Source organism: Paenibacillus sp. MT86 (assembly GCF_058792535.1).
This window is the reverse complement of sequence record NZ_CM179499.1, coordinates 3928123-3946131: the sequence shown is the minus strand read 5'-3', so window position 1 is coordinate 3946131 and position 18009 is coordinate 3928123. Positions and strand designations below refer to the sequence as shown.

The 18009-nt window shown below is 50.5% G+C and carries 14 protein-coding genes and 2 pseudogenes; 10 read left to right on the top strand and 6 right to left on the bottom strand.

What is annotated here, in order from left to right; all coding sequences use genetic code 11:
- The first annotated feature begins 15 nt into the window (after positions 1-15).
- The 4 genes and pseudogenes from AC3RCL_RS17395 to aac(2')-IIb all read left to right on the top strand — a co-directional run bounded on the left by AC3RCL_RS17395 (position 16) and on the right by aac(2')-IIb (position 5865).
- Positions 16-1612, top strand: a pseudogene (locus tag AC3RCL_RS17395) (amidohydrolase).
- A gap of 655 nt (positions 1613-2267) precedes the next feature.
- Positions 2268-3353: an aspartate-semialdehyde dehydrogenase gene (asd, locus tag AC3RCL_RS17390; RefSeq protein WP_192572152.1), complete on the top strand. Its 1086-nt coding sequence runs from the start codon at positions 2268-2270 to the stop codon at positions 3351-3353.
- Positions 3354-3588: 235 nt separating this feature from the next.
- Positions 3589-4965: a Na+/H+ antiporter NhaC gene (gene nhaC, locus AC3RCL_RS17385; protein WP_492530981.1), complete on the top strand. Its 1377-nt coding sequence runs from the start codon at positions 3589-3591 to the stop codon at positions 4963-4965.
- A 171-nt stretch (positions 4966-5136) separates the two neighbouring features.
- Positions 5137-5865, top strand: a complete 729-nt coding sequence (gene aac(2')-IIb, locus AC3RCL_RS17380; RefSeq protein ID WP_096775562.1) for a kasugamycin N-acetyltransferase AAC(2')-IIb — start codon at positions 5137-5139, stop codon at positions 5863-5865.
- Between the two features lie 68 nt (positions 5866-5933).
- On the opposite strand, the gene AC3RCL_RS17375 is transcribed toward aac(2')-IIb, so the two are convergent.
- From AC3RCL_RS17375 to AC3RCL_RS17365, 3 genes are all read right to left on the bottom strand, one after another.
- Entirely contained in the window at positions 5934-6143 is a 210-nt protein-coding gene (locus AC3RCL_RS17375; RefSeq protein WP_492530978.1) for a hypothetical protein, read from the bottom strand.
- Between the two features lie 100 nt (positions 6144-6243).
- Positions 6244-7095 carry a serine/threonine protein kinase gene (locus AC3RCL_RS17370; protein ID WP_192572149.1) on the bottom strand — a complete coding sequence of 284 codons (852 nt, stop codon included), beginning with the start codon at positions 7093-7095 and terminating at the stop codon, positions 6244-6246.
- 125 nt (positions 7096-7220) lie between these two features.
- Positions 7221-8093 carry a helix-turn-helix domain-containing protein gene (locus AC3RCL_RS17365; protein ID WP_375119633.1) on the bottom strand — a complete coding sequence of 291 codons (873 nt, stop codon included), beginning with the start codon at positions 8091-8093 and terminating at the stop codon, positions 7221-7223.
- A gap of 145 nt (positions 8094-8238) precedes the next feature.
- On the opposite strand from AC3RCL_RS17365, the gene AC3RCL_RS17360 reads away from it, so the two are divergent.
- Positions 8239-9798 carry a HEAT repeat domain-containing protein gene (locus tag AC3RCL_RS17360; RefSeq protein WP_492530975.1) on the top strand — a complete coding sequence of 520 codons (1560 nt, stop codon included), beginning with the start codon at positions 8239-8241 and terminating at the stop codon, positions 9796-9798.
- A gap of 206 nt (positions 9799-10004) precedes the next feature.
- Positions 10005-12089: a DUF5054 domain-containing protein gene (locus tag AC3RCL_RS17355; RefSeq protein WP_492530973.1), complete on the top strand. Its 2085-nt coding sequence runs from the start codon at positions 10005-10007 to the stop codon at positions 12087-12089.
- An 84-nt stretch (positions 12090-12173) separates the two neighbouring features.
- Here the strand turns inward: AC3RCL_RS17355 and AC3RCL_RS17350 are convergent, their stop codons facing one another.
- The 3 genes and pseudogenes from AC3RCL_RS17350 to AC3RCL_RS17340 form a co-directional block, all read right to left on the bottom strand.
- Positions 12174-12713: a 4-hydroxyphenylacetate 3-hydroxylase C-terminal domain-containing protein gene (locus tag AC3RCL_RS17350; protein ID WP_492530971.1), complete on the bottom strand. Its 540-nt coding sequence runs from the start codon at positions 12711-12713 to the stop codon at positions 12174-12176.
- A 163-nt stretch (positions 12714-12876) separates the two neighbouring features.
- Positions 12877-13635, bottom strand: a pseudogene (locus AC3RCL_RS17345) (4-hydroxyphenylacetate 3-hydroxylase N-terminal domain-containing protein); the annotation flags it as partial.
- A 197-nt stretch (positions 13636-13832) separates the two neighbouring features.
- Positions 13833-14618: a M15 family metallopeptidase gene (locus AC3RCL_RS17340; protein ID WP_340966245.1), complete on the bottom strand. Its 786-nt coding sequence runs from the start codon at positions 14616-14618 to the stop codon at positions 13833-13835.
- A 178-nt stretch (positions 14619-14796) separates the two neighbouring features.
- Here AC3RCL_RS17340 and AC3RCL_RS17335 point away from each other — a divergent pair, with 178 nt between their 5' ends.
- The 4 genes from AC3RCL_RS17335 to AC3RCL_RS17320 all read left to right on the top strand — a co-directional run bounded on the left by AC3RCL_RS17335 (position 14797) and on the right by AC3RCL_RS17320 (position 17883).
- Complete coding sequence (locus AC3RCL_RS17335) at positions 14797-15360, top strand: SMI1/KNR4 family protein (protein ID WP_036663379.1); 564 nt, start codon at positions 14797-14799, stop codon at positions 15358-15360.
- Between the two features lie 36 nt (positions 15361-15396).
- Complete coding sequence (locus AC3RCL_RS17330; protein WP_492530968.1) at positions 15397-16371, top strand: phosphotransferase enzyme family protein; 975 nt, start codon at positions 15397-15399, stop codon at positions 16369-16371.
- A gap of 121 nt (positions 16372-16492) precedes the next feature.
- A complete protein-coding gene (locus AC3RCL_RS17325) occupies positions 16493-17089 on the top strand; it encodes a hypothetical protein (RefSeq protein ID WP_015734956.1) in 597 nt (198 codons plus the stop codon).
- Between the two features lie 32 nt (positions 17090-17121).
- Entirely contained in the window at positions 17122-17883 is a 762-nt protein-coding gene (locus tag AC3RCL_RS17320; RefSeq protein WP_492530966.1) for a class I SAM-dependent methyltransferase, read from the top strand.
- The last annotated feature ends 126 nt before the right edge of the window (positions 17884-18009 follow it).

Genomic DNA, 18009 nt, shown 5'->3' with positions numbered 1-18009 from the left:
GGAGGAATCAGACACATGGAACCTGTCCTTTTTACAAACGGTCTTCTTTATTCACCGCACGCTGCAACGACTGCGGGACGATATATGTAGAAGACGGCATCATTCGTGCCATGGGAAGTGCGGCCGAGCTGCGTCTGCAGTTATCGGGACGGGATTATCGAACGGTGGATTGGGAGGGGGCTTTCGTGCTGCCAGGCCTGGTGGATGCCCATATGCATCTCGGCATGCACGGACTCAAGCTGGGCATGCTGGACTTCACCGAGGCGGCTTCGAAAGACGAGATGCTGGCTATGCTGCGAGCTCGGGCTGCGGTAACGCCGCCTGGGGAGTGGATCATGGGGCTGAATTGGAACGAGAACCATTTTCCGGACCCGGTAATCCCGAATATGATGGAGCTTGACGACATCACTACGGAGCATCCTGTATATCTGACGAGAACCTGTTTCCATGCTTTCCTCGGTAATTCGGAAGCGTTTCGAAGAGCGGGGATCACTGCAGACACGCCCGATCCGGAGTCCGGCGCTTTCGGCCGGGATGCCGATGGCCGGTTGAACGGCTGCATTTACGAGAATGCTTCGGTCCCTTTTACCATGGTCCAGCCGGAGCCTGACCCGTCCAAGCTGAAAGCTGCGATGCTTCAGGCATGCCGTGATGCCCTTCGGCTCGGCCTGACGGCAGCGCATACGGAAGACCTCCGCCTGCTGGGCAGCGTGGAAGCGATGCTGCGGATCCATCGTGAACTGCGCGAGGAGGGACTGCGCTTCCGTACCCATCAGCTGATGTTCCATGGCTTTCTTGATGAAATGGAGGAGCTCGGCGTCAAGGCAGGCAGCGGGAACGAATGGAATCGCATCGGAGCGGTTAAATTGTTCGCGGACGGGGCGGTTGGAGGAAGAACGGCGCTGCTCAAGGAGCCTTACCATGATGCGCCGCATACCCGCGGACTGGCCATGCATTCGCCAGAGGAGCTAAGGGAGATTGTTGGCAGGGCGCGCAGGCTGGGTTATCCCGTTGCTTTTCATGCGATCGGTGACGGCGCGGCAGAGATGATGACGGATGTGCTTGAAATCCTTCCGCTTAGCAGAGCTGCGAAGCTTCCCGACACTTCATTCATGCCCAAATTGTACATCCCGATACGGTTAAGCGAATGAGCAAGCTGAAGCTGGCCGTGGACCTGCAGCCTCGGTTTGTGCCCAGCGATTTTCCATGGGTGCTGGAGCGCGTAGGTCCTGATCGGACAAGCTGTTTGTATGCATGGAAGAAGTGGCTGCGTTCGGGGCTGCCTTGTTCCGGCGGCAGCGACGCTCCCATAGAGCCGCTGAATCCGCTGCTCGGGATTCATGCTGCCATTACCAGACGCAAGCCGGAGGAGCATCACGCAGGCTATTTGCCGGAGGAGAAGCTCAGCCTGACGGAAGCGATTGGGCTGTTTACGCTCGGCAGCGCTGGGGCAGCAGGAGAAGCGGATCAACGAGGAACACTGGAATTGGGCAAATATGCCGATTTCACGGTGGTGGATCGCTGCTTGCATGATGGGATGGATCCGGACGAGTTGCTGGAGACGAAGGTTAGAATGACGGTCATTAACGGGGAAATCGGTTATGCCGAGTAGGTGTCACGACAGGAACAGGTCTTAACCATCTTGATCATTCTCGTGAAAATTTTATAAATATGGTTTACCGACGAAATGGTTTTATATATAATAATCATAACAAATGCGATGACGAGACGAGTAAATAAACGAATTCTTGTACAGAGAGCTCCGGCAGCTGAAAAGGGGCGAAGCGTTCTTTATTGAAAAAAGACTCTGAGCAGCACAAGGAACTCTCAACGGAGGGGGATGGTGTGCCAGGAGCTCCTGTTACAGAGCTAGAGTATCTGCATTCCAGTGTAATGCCGTACTCGATGAGGCGAATATGGTGACATATTGGCAAATTTGGGGTGGTACCGCGAGTATAACAATCTCGTCCCTGAGACTTACGGTCTTGGGGGTGGGATTTTTTTGTTAAGTGATCAAAAAGGTTAGACATCAGTGGCTTGCCGTTCTTATATCGCAAGTAACCGTTCTGATATAACCGGTCCGTCTTCTGAGAAAGTAAACTTTTCTTATATCTAAAGAAATACGATGGTACAAGGCGGGAAACCTACACGGATCTTGCCGGATTGAATAATTATCTAGTAGTAGCTTATTTATTGCATGCTTTTGTCCGTACGGTACATCGATGTATGGGAACATGACGCCATTATTGAAAGGATATGAGTAGCGAATGTCACAAAAACTTAGAGTAGGTATAGTCGGTGGAACAGGAATGGTGGGTCAACGTTTTATGCAATTGCTGGATGGGCATCCATGGTTCGAAGTGACCACCATTGCAGCCAGCCGCAATTCGGCCGGCAAAACGTATGAAGAATCGGTACAGGGCCGCTGGAAGCTGGCTACGCCGATCCCCGAGCAGGTGAAAGGCATTGTCGTTCAGGATGCATCGCAGGTGGAACAGGTTGCCGCAGAGGTTGACTTCGTATTCTGCGCGGTCGACATGAAGAAGAACGAGATTCAGGCATTGGAAGAGGCCTATGCCAAAACGGGCACGCCCGTCATCTCCAACAACTCCGCCCATCGCTGGACGCCTGACGTTCCGATGGTCATTCCGGAAATCAATCCGGGTCATATCGACGTGATTGCCGCACAGCGCAAACGTCTGGGAACAACAACCGGGTTCATTGCGGTGAAGCCGAATTGTTCCATTCAAAGTTATGTGCCGGCGCTGCACGCTTTGCTTGATTTCAAACCTACGAATGTCGTTGCCTCCACTTACCAGGCAATATCCGGGGCCGGCAAGAACTTCACCGATTGGCCGGATATGCTGGACAACGTGATTCCGTATATCGGCGGCGAGGAAGAGAAGAGCGAGCAGGAGCCGCTTCGCATCTGGGGCAGCGTTGTGAACGGGGAGATCGTGAAAGCTGAATCCCCATTGATTACGACGCAATGCATACGCGTTCCCGTAACCGATGGCCATTTAGCTACCGTGTTTGCTTCGTTCGAGAACAAGCCGTCGAAGGAGGAAATCCTGGAACGCTGGCAGCAGTTTAAAGGCAGACCGCAAGAGTTGGAACTCCCTAGTGCGCCTAAGCAATTCATTACGTATTTCGAAGAAGAGAACCGGCCGCAGACGAAGCTGGATCGCGACATTGAGCGCGGAATGGGCGTTTCGGTTGGCAGATTGCGCGAGGATTCCCTCTACGATTATAAATTCGTGGGCCTCTCGCATAATACGCTGCGCGGTGCAGCCGGCGGAGCCGTTCTGATTGCGGAACTGTTGAAAGCGGAAGGTTACATTCAAGCGAAATAACGATACATCCTATATATGATAAAAGACGACTGCAGCAAGCAGTCGTCTTTTTTTTGGTGATTGTTCATGATTCCTACATTGACGGCGTCCGTCCTTATCGTTTATAGTGTTACTCTGCGCTTCAATGCAAAGAAGCCAAAAAGCCGAAAAGCATAAAAGCAAAAAAGTCAAACATTCATCATCAATGGACGGGAGGTTTCTCTCGCCACGACAATGGATAAGGAGTCTTAGCATCATGGAACGACATCTCAGTTTCTCAAAAAGCATCATTCTTATCGCGTTTATTCTGGCGCTGCTGTTTGTCTCCATCTTTTTGCTGAAAGCAGAACCGCATCTTCCGCTCTTGACAACCACCGTCGGTACGGCGGCCTTGCTGCGTTTGTTCGGGTTTTCCTGGAAGCAGCTCGAATCCGCCATCATTCAAGGAATTCAAACGGCGATTATGCCGATTCTCATTCTTTCGCTCATCGGCATTTTGATTGCGGTATGGATGATGAGCGGCACGGTACCGACCATTTTATACTATGGCATGGATTATATCGAACCGCATTATTTTGCCGTAAGCGCATTATATGTGACCATCGTGGTCTCGATGTTCACCGGAAGCTCCTTCACGACAGTCAGTACGGTTGGGGTTGCCTTTATGGGAATCGCGGTAACGACAGGAATTTCTCCGACGCTGGCTGCCGGAGCGGTGATTTGCGGCGCTTGCTTCGGTGATAAAATGTCGCCGCTCTCCGACACCACGAACTTTGCTCCCGCGGTCGCCGGCATATCCTTATTCACCCATATCGGCAATATGATCTACACGACAGTGCCGGCCCTTGTGGTGACAACGGTCTTTTTCCTGCTTGCGCCCACAAGTAACGCGCTGGATTTGTCCTCGATTAATCTAATCAAGGCGGCGCTTCATGACGGATTCCATATTCATTGGCTGACGTTGATGTCGCCGCTTGCCGTTATCGCCTGTTCCGTCAAGCGCATGCCGATCCTGCCGACGCTCATCGCAGGCATTGTAACCGGACTGATCGTGACGGCCTTCGTTCAGCAGCAGACAGCCGTCGATGTCTGGTTCAGCGTGATGCAGAGCGGCTACAAGAGTACGGTTGCCAACGAAACCGTTGCTTCCATTGTCAACCGCGGCGGATTGCAATCCATGATGTGGTCCGTATCGCTGATCTTGATTGCATTATCCTTGGGAGGGCTGCTTCAGCATTGCGGCGTCATCGAAGCCTTCTTCCGTAAAGTCATGCAGCCGCTGAAGCGCAGCAGCAGCGTGGTCGTGATGACGGGTGCATCTTCCATCGCGGTTAACGGCATGACGGGCGAGCAGTATTTATCGATCCTTTTGCCCGGTCAAATGTTCAAGGAGGAATATACTCGCCGAAACATACCGGCCAAGACGCTGTCACGCACATTGGAGGATTGTGGAACGCTGGTTAACCCTTTAATTCCATGGGGCGTCAGCGGTGCTTTTTTTGCCACGACCCTTGGAGTACCGGTCATCGAGTACGCACCTTATGCAACTTTCCTTTGGCTGAGCCCGCTCTTCACGTTTGCGTACGCTTTGATACCGCGATTGCAGCGGAACTCCCTTGGCAGGAAGGCATGATCCTAGATAGGCACGATCCCATGTTGGCCTTGTTTCCCTGATACAAAGGGAGACAGGGTCTTTTTATTTATCGTTTATATTCATTTGTGCCCAACCCGTTGTTCGAAAAATCTGCTACGATGGAGATGGATGAGGCGAAACTATGGTTGAAATTCTTATGGGGGTGAAAGCATGAACCAGCGGATAGGACATGAGCCAACCGCTAAGGATTTGATGGAGATGCACGCACGGGTCATGTTTACGCATGACCTGGATAGTCGGATGCGAACCATTAACGAGCCTTGGCCGGGAGAGGAGCCGGCTCCCCGATTTTTCTTGGGTCGAACGATCGACGGTTCAGCCGTTTGCCGGCTTCGTTATGATATTCAGGACAAACTTGCCGAGCAACTGACGGCGCTGGTTGAAAATGAACCGTCTCTTAACGAAGATTTTCAAACGAGACCCAAGCACTTCGATGACTACATGAATCTGCTGGCTGCTGATCAATATACGAGCGGACCTTGTTATCGGATTCTTGACATCACAACGTCATCGCCGAACATGCAGGCGGTATCGATCACCGGAGACAATATAACCGAGTATTCGCTCGCCGGTTTGGAATGGCTGAACGCGGAAATCGACTACGCCCAGCCTTGTGTCGCGATCATTCAAGATCAGAGGGTGGTGTCGGTCTGCCGGAGTGTTCGCGTTTCTGCGGAAGCGCACGAAGCCGGACTGGAGACGTTAGCCGAATTTCGAGGGAGAGGTTATGCGGCCGCCGTTGCTGCCGGTTGGGCAATCGAGGTGCGGAAAATGGGAGCATTGCCCCTGTACAGTACCTCATGGGATAATGCTTCTTCCCAGAGAGTGGCCGGTAAATTGGCATTGTCCTATTACGGCGTCAACTTCACGATTCGGTGAAACGATAAAAAAATCCCTCAACATGCAACCACGTTGAAGGAGGTAGTGTGCTATATGATGTTGAATGATTAGCTTGAGCTGCCTCTTCTGTTTTTATAATAGCCATGACCTTGGTTGCCGTGCCTGCGTTTGTAATCGGAAGACGATCCTTTGCGGCGAGAATACCCGTGACTGCTGCTGTATTTTCTTCCGTAATTCTTCGCGGAACTGCTGTAACACTTGCGGCCATGACTGTGGGACGTCGAGTGGAGAAATTTGTTCATGATTTTTCGTAACATGTGGAATTTCCTCCTTTCTTGTTCGGAATCATTCCATATCATTTAATCGGATCGTAACATAAATGAAACCCCGGAATCAAATAAAACGCTGCCCGTCTTATCAGAGGGGCGGTTTTTTTGCATTCGCGAGCGTCTGGAGCTCATTCATGAATTGCAAGGAACCGGAGTAAGGTCTGCTCAACTGCAGCAAGCGTTTGATCATATCCCGGAGTTCATCCGAGAGCTGCAGTTCTTCCTGCCAGCTTCGATCCCCGATTGCGCTCGGGTCGTCGTCCGGATCATAGGCAGAATAGAGCATGAACAACATAAAGTGACCGATGTCGCGGAGATCCTCGATTTCTTTCGACTCTTTATATTGAACAGAGGAGCTCGTGCCGCCGCGCCGGAACTTCTTTCGGACAGGCTGCCGGAGAGGAGGGGGTTCACCGATCCTTCGTGCCAGCCCAAAATCGATGAGATGGATACGGCCATCCTTAAACAGTACATTGGGAATCCGCAGGTCGAGATGAACATAGCCTTGTTCGTGCAGGTAACGGACCAGCTCCAGAAGCTGCAGCGCGATATGGAGACATTCGGCTTCCCCGTATTTCATGCCATGTTCGAATATTAAATCCTCCAGCGTATCCCCGTCCATATAAGACATGACCAGATACGAATGGCGGCTGTCCGTGAAAAAATCCCGATATGCCGGAATTTGCGGATGCTGAAGGGTGCTTAATATCACGGCTTCCCGATTCAGCAATTCTTTGGCGTAATCGCCTTTGCTTGGCCGTGACTGTTTGACGGCGACTATATGACCGCTCTGTTGATCCCGACATTGATAGATGATGCCGTAACTTCCTTCGCCAATCATTTCTTGGACGGTGTAGCGACTCCCCAGCACCGTATTCTCTTCAGCCGGGTAATCCCGCCATGCGTTGATAAAGGAGCCGAGGTTCGATAAAAAGCGCATTATATTCCAACCTCTCCTGTTTAGGTCCTTCGCCTAATTCTGAGCGTGTGCCATTCCTGATTATCGTACATTATAAGCGATGTTACGCATCGAGGTATACATCGGATTGGGGCGAAGTTCGTTCGTCAGTCGGCTTCCATCTGATGTTTCCGATACTCCAGGGGCGACAGTCCGTTAAGTTGACGGAACAGCTTCGAAAAATAATGGATGGATGAGAAGCCGAACTTCTCGGCGATCTCGGTAATGCTGATGTCCGTATTGCGCAGATCCTCCTTGGCCCGATGGATGCGAAACTGGTTAATATACTGCGTCGGCGGCAGCCCCGTCGAACGCTTGAACAATTCGAAGAAATAACCTCTGCTGATCCGGAGCTCCTCATAATATGCTTCCAATGGCCGCAGTTTGCCGTGAAGGATATCCTGATCCAAACGCTGCAGCAGCTTGTTCATTCTGTGATCGGGTATCGCCTCGTCCTGCAGGGCGAAGGCAAGGAAGTATTCAATGAATTGCAGGAATTGGCTCTGCGTCTTCACGCTGCGCATATAGGTATGCTCATTCTCATACTGGTTCCCGGTGTAGAATTTTTCAAACCAATCGCTCCATAGGCTGACTTTCTCTACTCTCATGAACTCGGGTAGGGCGTAAGGAAAAGCAGGACCTACATAGGAAGGATTCAGTTGGGCCATGTCATAACAGATTACGCTGGGGTGATCGGCCAAATGCCTGCGGTCCACATGGGCCCAGTCGAAATAACAGCACACATGGACCATGGGATCCACTCTGTCCGCTATCCAATCATGCGGCTGACCTGCCGGAATGTACACAAGGGAACCTGGGTCGGTGATGTGCGTTCGCCCACGGGTGCGAACGATGCCCCGACCCTCGGTAATGAGATAAAGGGATGACGAATAACAGTGACGGTTGTTATTGCTTTGACCTTTGGAAAAGGGGTATCTGGTGGCATACAGCACATAGGGATGGAAGACGGCAAAATCCACGTATTCATTTCCACATCCTTCAAGAAAAGATTCTATTAATATTCGCATGACGATTGTACAAAAGCCTGACGTTTATGTAAATACAAGGATCGCGGGCGTTGTTATACTAACACTAATTCATTTCATGCTTGAGGAGGGAATTGAGATGTTGGACAGTCAATGGCTGTTGACGGATGAACAAATCTGTCAGTTTATCATGAAGGGGTATGTGGTGCTTCATAACGAATTGCCGGATCAGCTGCATGCTGAAGTCAGGGATAAAATCAACGCCGTACTGCACGAGGAAGGAAATCCCGGCAATAACATCCTGCCCCGCGTACCCGAGATTCAGCAGTTCTTCGAAACGCCGGTCGTTCAAGGGGCTTTGACGAGCGTGCTCGGACCGGACTACTACATGCATCCTCATCGGCATTGCCATTACAATCAGCCGGGCGATCCGCTGCCGGGGGGCGGGCAGTGGCATAAAGACGGTTACTGGTCCAGCATGCGCAGCCACCGACCTTGGTGGGCGATGATATTTTATTACATGCAGGATATCACCGAGGAAATGGGACCTACCGCCATCATGCCCGGTACCGCATACTACGATAAGTTCGTAGGCGATCAAGGCGAGACGATACTCCCGACCGGCAAAGCGGGGACGATGGTTTTGGTGCATTTTGATTTGTGGCACAAAGCTTCGCTTAATGTGTCTGGCATGGATCGATACATGCTGAAGTTTCAATTCGTTCGATTGCGTACGCCGGAATCGCCGAGCTGGAATCATCTAGGGACCGAAATGAAGCTAACGGGGGGAACCCCTTACGCGCACTTGAATCTTTGGAGGGATGTATGGAACTGGATGCGCGGCGAACCGGGTCAGGAGAACCTCTCGGCAACGGAAGACGAAGTCCCGATCGAGCCATTGGCCGAAGAATTAAAATCCGAGGACGAGGTCATTCGCGCCAGGGCGGCGGATCAAGTTGGAATGTTAGGAGAGAAGGCCGCTTCCTTAGCTCCGGAACTGGGCCGAATGTTGAATGACAAGGAGCCGGTAGCTTTGAATGCCGGTTATGCGCTTGGCCGGCTGGGATCCGCAGGAACCGATGAATTGCTGCGTCTTATGTCCGAAGGTACAAGGCAAATCGCGGAAAGAGCGGCTTACGGACTGCAGAGTGCCGGCGCTGGAGCCGTTCCAGGACTGCTGACACTGCTCGAACATTCGGACGAGAAGCGCAGAGCGCTTGCTGCTTTTGCGTTAGGGGCGATTGTGCCTTCGACGCGTGAGGTTTCGTCTGCATTGATTGCATGCTTACAGGACCCGAGCGATTGGGTTCGTCGAAACGCAATCGAAGCGCTGGGCATGATGGGGAGTGAGGCAGGCGAAATGTGCCAGGCCTTGGCCAACATATTGGAAGAGTCGATACTGCAAGAGGGGGACGGAACAGCGGAAACCCGGGATAACGACAACACGCAGCAAAGTTATATCCTGAACAAACTCGGATATACGGCAGCCTTGTCATTGCTGCGAACGGCCTCGCCACAGGATGTTCCCATCGTCATCCATTCGCTAGAGCAAGCGCTTCTCAGCAAGGATCGTTACGTCAGGGCGTATGCCTTCGAAACGCTTACCCATCTGCGGACACCCGAAGCGATGGAGGTCCTGATCCGATATTACCGACCGGCCAGATGGTGTCCGGACACAACGAAGGCGAGCACGTTCTGATATCCGTATTTTCCTTTCAAGCCCTTCTCATTCCAAGCCGAAGTGAGAGGGCTTTTCGGCATGCCCGTGCTCTGGCTCTATTCACGCTAGGTGTCCTTATTTTGCAAAAGCATGACCCTATCATGCAAAGACTTGCTCGATGCGCTCTAGTAAAATGGGCTCAAAGTTCGGCATTAGCCGATCATTGTTGAAGGAGGCGGTCATGCATGGCAGCATCAATCAAAAGAGTTCATGTCGTATTCAAGACCCATCTGGACATCGGGTTTACCGATTTGGGAAAGAACGTAATCGACCGATATATGGAACATTTCATACCCCAGGCCTTGGAGCTGTCCGAACAGCTGGCGAATGAAGAGGGGGATGTAAAATTCGTATGGACCACCGGCTCATGGTTAATCCATGAATTTCTGCAAACAGCTTCTCCCGACATGCGGGCGCGCATGGAAAAAGCCATTGGGGATGGACGCATGGTCTGGCACGGGCTGCCGTTTACAACGCATACCGAGATCATGGATGCCGGTTTATTCGAATTCGGGCTGTCCATTTCGGGCGATTTGGACCGAAAGTACGGAAAAACCACGATTGCCGCAAAAATGACGGACGTACCGGGCCATACCCTAGCCATGGTGCCTCTGCTGGCAAAACACGGCATACAATATTTACATTTAGGCGTTAACATGGTCTCCAAAAATCCCAAGGTGCCGGAGATGTTTGTATGGCGTGCTTCCGACGGCTCGGAGATTATCGTACATTATGCGGATAGTTATGGTAAGCCCTATCAGATGGAAGGGCTGGAGGATGCCTTGTATTTTGCCCATACCCACGATAATCATGGTCCATCCACGATGGAGGAGATCCGGGCATTATTCGAACAGCTGCGACGGGAATATCCAGGGGCGGACATCATGGCCTCGACATTGGATGCTTTTGCCGCGCGGCTTCAAGCGGTGAAAGACCGATTGCCTGTCGTCAGCGAAGAGATCGGGGACTCGTGGATACACGGGATTGCCTCGGATCCTTGGAAAATCGCCCGCTACCGCGAATTGTTAAGGCTTCGGGATCGCTGGATCGAGGATGGTCGATTGGATAGGGACAGTGAGGCGTACGCTCGATTTTGCAACCGTCTGATGTTGATTCCCGAGCATACTTGGGGGCTGAACAATTCCGTGTATCTCGTCGATTTCGTGAATTATTCCTCGGCTGATCTAGCCGCAGCAAGAGCACGGGATATTGTTGAAGACAATACACGGAGGAAATTCGATTACCTATGCCAGCAGGCAAACGGCACCAGATCGTACAGCCATTACGAGAGTTCCTGGCAGGAGCAGCGGGATTATCTTGAAGAAGCTCTTCAATCGCTGCCTACGACGCTAGCGGCTGAAGCGAGAACCGAGCTGGATCGGATGAGTCCGCAGCATACCGTCCTTAGCTCGGAGCCGGTGCAGCATAAACAGCCGATCGAAACGAACGAGCTTTACGAATTAGGCCAGTTTCAGGTGAGTTTCGCTGCCGACGGTTCGATTAACCGATTGATGGATCGATCCGGAAAGGCATGGGCGGGAGAGCATCAGAGACTTGGCACTTATATGTATGAAACCTTCGGCCAAGAAAACTACAACCGTTTCTTCAAAGAATACATGACGAATCTGGATATACATCATGGCTGGGCGGACAACGATTTCGGCAAGCCGGGAATCGAGTATGTCAAACCGAGGCCGGAGCATCAGCGGTACACCGCGTCCTTGCGAACACTGCACCTGGAGAGGCATGCCGATTATGATATCGTGACCGCAGAAATGAAGCTGCCGGAGGTTCTCAGCAATCAGTACGGGGCTCCACGCCAAATTAACGTATTCTATTCGTTCCATGCGAATGAGCCCGTCATTGAGGTATGCCTAAGCTGGATGGGCAAACCGGCATGCCGTCTACCGGAAGCAAGCTGGTTATCGTTTGTGCCGCTTGTGGATAATCCTCACGCATGGTCGATGGATAAGCTGGGAATGCGGATATCTCCGTTATCCGTCGTCAAGGACGGCAACCGGAACATGCATGGCATCAATTCGGGCTTATATTATGAGGGGGCGGACGGAACAGCGGTCATTGAATCCTTGGACGCGCCGCTTGTGTGCCCGGGGGAACCGAGGCTGCTGCAATTCGACAACTCCTATGCTCCGTTGACCGGCGGATTTCATTTCAATCTGCACAATAACGTATGGGGGACAAACTTTATGATGTGGTTCGAAGACGACATGAGGTATCGGTTCCGCTTAAGCCTGCATTCCCATTCGTAAGCTCATTGTGTTTGTAATGAAACGGAAAGATGTGAGTTATGGGCTCGCATCTTTTTTTCATGCCTAATCATCCAAACCGTCAAATTATGATGAAGTATCGTTCTTGGCGATAAAATCCTGAATCCTGTTCCGCAGCTGATCATGCTGTTCAAACTGGTTATACATGCGATAGGCTACCGTCTGCGCATTTCCGAAGAAGAAGCGTTCAAACTGGGTTTGACGGCCCCCGAAAGAGCCTGCGCCAAGCTCCCAGGCAAGGCGGAACAAGGCGATTCGATCACGCGCCTCCGTGGTCGAGCCTCTTAAATATTGGTTCAGGTAAGGACCTGAATCCGACTGGAAGTCCATTTCGGAAGGGATCATAATCAGGCCGCTGGAACCCAGCAGCTGTATCATCTCCACCATCTCGGGATAAAAATGGGGGAATAACATGCTGGATGCGGTAAGCGGGCCCGCCGATGGAACGAAATAACCGAATTTATCCCGGCTGGCGCCCAGTTCGGAAGCCAATCTCAGGGCTTTGAAGGTCTCCAGATATGCAATGATTTTTGAAACGTTCGCGATCATTTGGGGTTCGAGCCCAACGTTCTGCTCGTCTGCCAAGCTCTCCAGCAAACCTAGCATAAATTCGGTTTTGGCGATAACGGGTGGCCATTTGATGGGCAATATGGGTGTGAAAGCGACTCTCGCCGAATAAACGTCCGGCATAGGCCTCGTCCCCATAGTAAAAGATCCGGTCATGCGGGACCAATACGTGGTCAAAGATGACGAGAACGTCCATCTCTTCGTATCTTGCGCTCAAGGGATAATCATAGGAAGAAGCGGCACCATAACTCTCACGGCATATAAACGTCATTCCGGGCAAATCGTTCGGTACCGCAAAGGCGAATGCGGTTGGATTGACATCATGGAACAACGTGGGCGAAGGCGACGGGAATACCAGCATTTCCTCGCACGTGGCTCCCTGCGTTGCCATCATGAAAGCTCCGGTTATGATCATGCCTTGATCGTTGATCTCAACCACCTTGGCGGCAATCGTGTCCTCTGCAGCATCTTGCTGTCCGGACATTTTACAAGCATAGGGCTGAATGAAGGCATGGGATAACGTAATATCATGATCTCGACAGTACCGGTAATAGGCCCTGAGGTTGTCCGCATACTTCGGATTGTGTTCCTCCAATATATCGGCAGCCGTGTACAGCGACATGATCGCCGTGTTCATATAATCGGGAGAGCGGCCTAAAAAGCCGTTGTGCCTCTTGGCCCAAAGTTCCATCATCAATCTGCGTTTCTGCAAATCCTTGGCATTCCTCGGCGGGAGAAAAGACAGGCCCACCCGTTCTCCGGTATCGGGCGAGGGGTACGTCATCTGCTCGATATAACACGCTTCGCCTTGCATATCGTAAAGCTCCGCTTGGGTCTGAATGATACCCTGGAATGCAGGGTGCTTGGATAAAGGTCCCTGGATAAGCTCCCCTTTATACCAAAGGTTGATGTTTTGCCGATCGATCCGTTCGATGTACTGCTTCCCTGATTTGATAGGCACATTGTTCACCCCGTTTGCGAAAATCGTAAGCTCTAACTAACCTGTCTACTGCTGTTAATGTACGTGCTTCGTCCAAGCGGAGTACATTGTCCGCAGGAAACGCTGCAAAATATGCGGATGTACCTCAGAAGGCGCGACCGGAAGGCTTCATACGAAAAAAACGGACCCGTTTGGGCCCGCTTTTATAAGATTTGCGATTACCGGGCTTGACCCAGATACTGCTCCAGCGTCAGTTGTTGTCTCGTAATTTCTCCGGCAATATAGACGCCCACATAGCGTACATGCCAAGGCTCGTAAGCGTATCCGGTTAATTTCTCCTGACCTTTTCCATAACGAATGATAAATCCGTACTTCGGTGCATTGGCCTTCAGCCATTTGCCTTCCTTCGTATTTCCGAAGCTCTGCTCCAGGGCATAGCCTACGGAAGCACTGGAAATATCCATGCTAAGTCCGGTCTGATGCTCGCTTTGCCCCGGGCGTGCGCTTGTTTTGTTAGCGACAGCCTCGCCCTTGATACTGGCGTTACGCGCGAATATGGCTTTTTGGGTTGCATAGGAACGATAACCCGATACGGCTTTGAGGTCGATCCCGTCCCGTTTGGCAGCAGCGAACAGCTTTTCGAGCGCAGACGCCGCTATTTTTTTCATCTGCTTTTTGGGGCTTGGTCCCGAGAAGCTGAACGGAATTTGGGGTACGACCAAATCTTGCGGTACATAATTCGATGGTAGATTTCTTTGTTTGTTGACGAGCACAACCGTGCTGGACAGATTGGTGACCGTATTTATCCCGTTAACCGACCTCAGCGTCCGTATAGGGGCGTTGTTATCCAAAAACTTCGAAAATGATAGGCTGGCAGAAGATGCTGCGGCCGCTTCCGCCTTATCCAAGCCGGAACCGTTCGGGAACCCGGATAAAGCCAAACTTGTTACGACTGAACCGATGATGACGGATGGCAGGATTGTTTTGATAAAAGTATTGCGCATGTGTATTCCCTCCTCGTTAGTTGTCTATTGAGTATATAAGAGAGTTATATCGATAGAATCTCCGGATTGTTTCTGAATTGTAAACAAAATAGAATAGATTGAATCTAATCATAACCCGAAAATAGATTATAGTAATATATGAAAAAGGGACGATTTTCTACATAAGGAGACTTTATACATGGAGATACGCGATTATATCAAACAAGGGTTTGAGGCCTATTACGCTAAATACAGCGAAATTTCGGAGGATGGGTTCTGCAGGTGGATGCGGCCGGACGTTCCCGCGGAGATGAAGACCGTTGATACCGATGAGGAATGGTCCATATGGAAATTGCTCCCTTCCATTGTGAGCGAAGAGCAGATTGGGGCGATGGAAGCAGAGTATGGATTGAATTTTCCCGAGTGGTATAAAGCATTCATCTCCACGTACCATCATTACTTTGACGTCATACCTGAACAGGCGGTAGACGAGCCGCTGGAGAACGTCAGGAATATGTACAATCCCTTGTTGTGCCGGCTGGGATATCTCCCTTTCACTTGGGATTCCGAATACGGCAAGATCTGGTGTATCGATGTATGTGGAGACGCCGGTGAGGGGATCGAAGCCATCTATGAGATCGAACATGAAATATTGTTTGATCTGGATGAAGAACACACGGATCGGACCGAACTTAAAGAGTCGCTAGTATTTTTGTACCCGGATTTTAAGGCGTATTTTGACGATACGTTCGTGGAGGGCTGACGGGTTCCATTTCAGAAGTATAAGGAGAAGTTTCAAATGCGAAATGAACAGCTGCAGGAAATTTTGAATGAATACGATATCCGGGAACCGGAAATTGCCTTTATTCGGCATAATGAAAATCGAACGTATAAGGTAATAGGCCATGACGGAAGTACATATCTGATGCGCATTCATCAACCGCTAAAAGAAGGCATGGCTGGTCAGCAGCATACCTACGACGGTCTGCTGGGCGAACTGCAAATGCTGGAGCACTTGTCAGGCTGGGATCATCTGCTTGTCCAGAGGCCTATGCGTAATCGGAAAGGTGAATTGATCACGATTTTCGAACACGAGGGGAAGCGTTGGAACAGCTCCGTGCTTACCTGGCTGGAAGGAAGAGACTTGCAGAAGGATGACGTAAGCGACCCGGTACTGGTCGAGAAGCTGGGGACTCGCATTGCAGAGCTGCACAAATTTTATGGCTCATACGAGCAGGAGGGCTTGGACAAGCGTCCGAGTCAGGGGATAGCTTACAATCTATATATGATTGAAGTTATAAAGCAAGGATTGGCGAAAGATTTGTTTACTACCTCCGATGTTTCCATTATTGAAGAAACGATATCGTTGGTTAACGCGCGCCTTGTGGACAGTGGTAACGTTGAGGCCTGGGGGCTTATCCACGGTGATTTAAGCTTGGGGAATATCATCATGACCTCAGATGGAGAACTGAGTTTTATCGATTTTGGTTTTTTTGGACCAGGGTACCATTACACGGATGTTGCCATGGGTGCCATGATGGTTCCTTCAGCCCTTCGGGATATATTCCTGAAAGGATATTATGGCAATGATCATACGGGACAAGAGAAGCTTGTTTTGTTAGAAGGTTTCATGCTGCTGGCCATTATCGGCTACTATGTCTTTCAGATGGAGAATGAATCCGTGCATGCATGGATGCGTGAACGAATGCCGAAGCTGTGCGCCGATTTCTGCACGCCTTATTTGTCGGGTGCACGCATATTTTATTCCGTATAGTTCGATGTCGAATCACACGGTATCCGTGAAAGATAATTATAAGCATTCAATCCCTTGGAAAGCACGCTGATCGGGTGATACCATATGAGATATCAACGATATGATTAGAGGTGAACACCGTATGGCGGAAAGCGAACTTCAACTACAACAAGAGGCTCTCCAGGAGGAAGCTTCTGAGGTAGCAGATGAACTTCGACTTTACGAGTTGTTAAGTCAAGCAGGCGAACCGGTGCGTGTCGGCAGCTCAGCCCTCGGATTGATGGTATGGAGAGACCTGGACATGACGGTAAAATGTTCTCGGCTGAATCAACCATTAACTGCACACATCGCATCGGAGCTCATGCTGCAAGCCGGTGTACGGGAGCTGAAGTTCATCAACGATACCGGTGATTATAATACGGATCCCGCATATCCCGATGGATTGTACATCGGACTAAAATATAAATCACAGCGCGGTAACGAATGGGCCTTGGACATTTGGTTCGTGGATGAACCGGAGAGACAACCTGACTTGAAACATATCATAACGATGCCTGGACGGCTGACTCAGGAACGCCGGGAGGCTATTTTGAGAATCAAAAATCGTTGGGCAAGCCTTGCTGAATATGGAAAAAGTGTACGAAGCTTCGATATTTATACAGCGGTTCTCGAAGACAACGTAAGCACGCCGGAACAGTTTGAAGCCTGGCTGGATCAAAGGTCCGTGAATAAAAGCTGAAAGCCCATGATTCAATAATAGGAGATCTGCATATGGAGATTATCAAGCATAACCAAGACCAATGGGAGCTTAAAGTCAAACAGAAAAATCAGTGGACTGTTCCTGTAAGCAGCGAAGAAATCCAGAAAGCCAGAATGGGCGATTGGTCTATTATCGTCACTTCAACCAAGCCTGTGCCCAAAGAATGGTTTCCGGAACTAAACGGAAAGAATGTGCTCTGCCTAGCTTCTGGAGGAGGGCAGCAGGGACCCGTATTGGCAGCTGCGGGAGCAAATGTAACCGTGTTGGATTTCTCCGAATCTCAACTGGAGCAGGATCGCTTTGTTGCTGAACGGGACGGATTGTCCATTCGGACGGTTCTCGGTTCGATGACGGATTTAAGCATGTTTGAATCGGAGAGCTTTGATTTGTTGGTTCATCCGGTATCTAACCTTTACGTGCCTGATATCCAGCCGGTCTGGCAGGAGGCATATCGCGTGTTGAAGCCTGGCGGCATAATGATTAGCGGCTTTATGAACCCGGTCTTTTATTTATTCGACTGGGAACTGGAAGAACAGGGCAAGCTTCGGGTGAAGCACACCCTTCCCTATTCTGAACTGGATTATGCGACGGAAGAAGAAATCGTGAGAAGCGGGGTAGCATTGGAATTCGGACATACGCTGGAACAGCAAATGGGAGGTCAGATTCAATCCGGATTTATGATTGCCGGGTTATACGAGGATTCCTTCGGAGGCGAGAAATTGTTGGACCGATATGCAAACAGTTTTATTGCGACAAGAGCCATAAAGCTTTAACCTCATGCCTACTTCCATGTCTTCACCAGAAGAGTCATCCTAACGGGTGGCTTTTCTTTTTAATGTATATGTAAAACTTAAGTGAATCCTATATTTTTAATATTATCCATATAGATGTTCCTATGA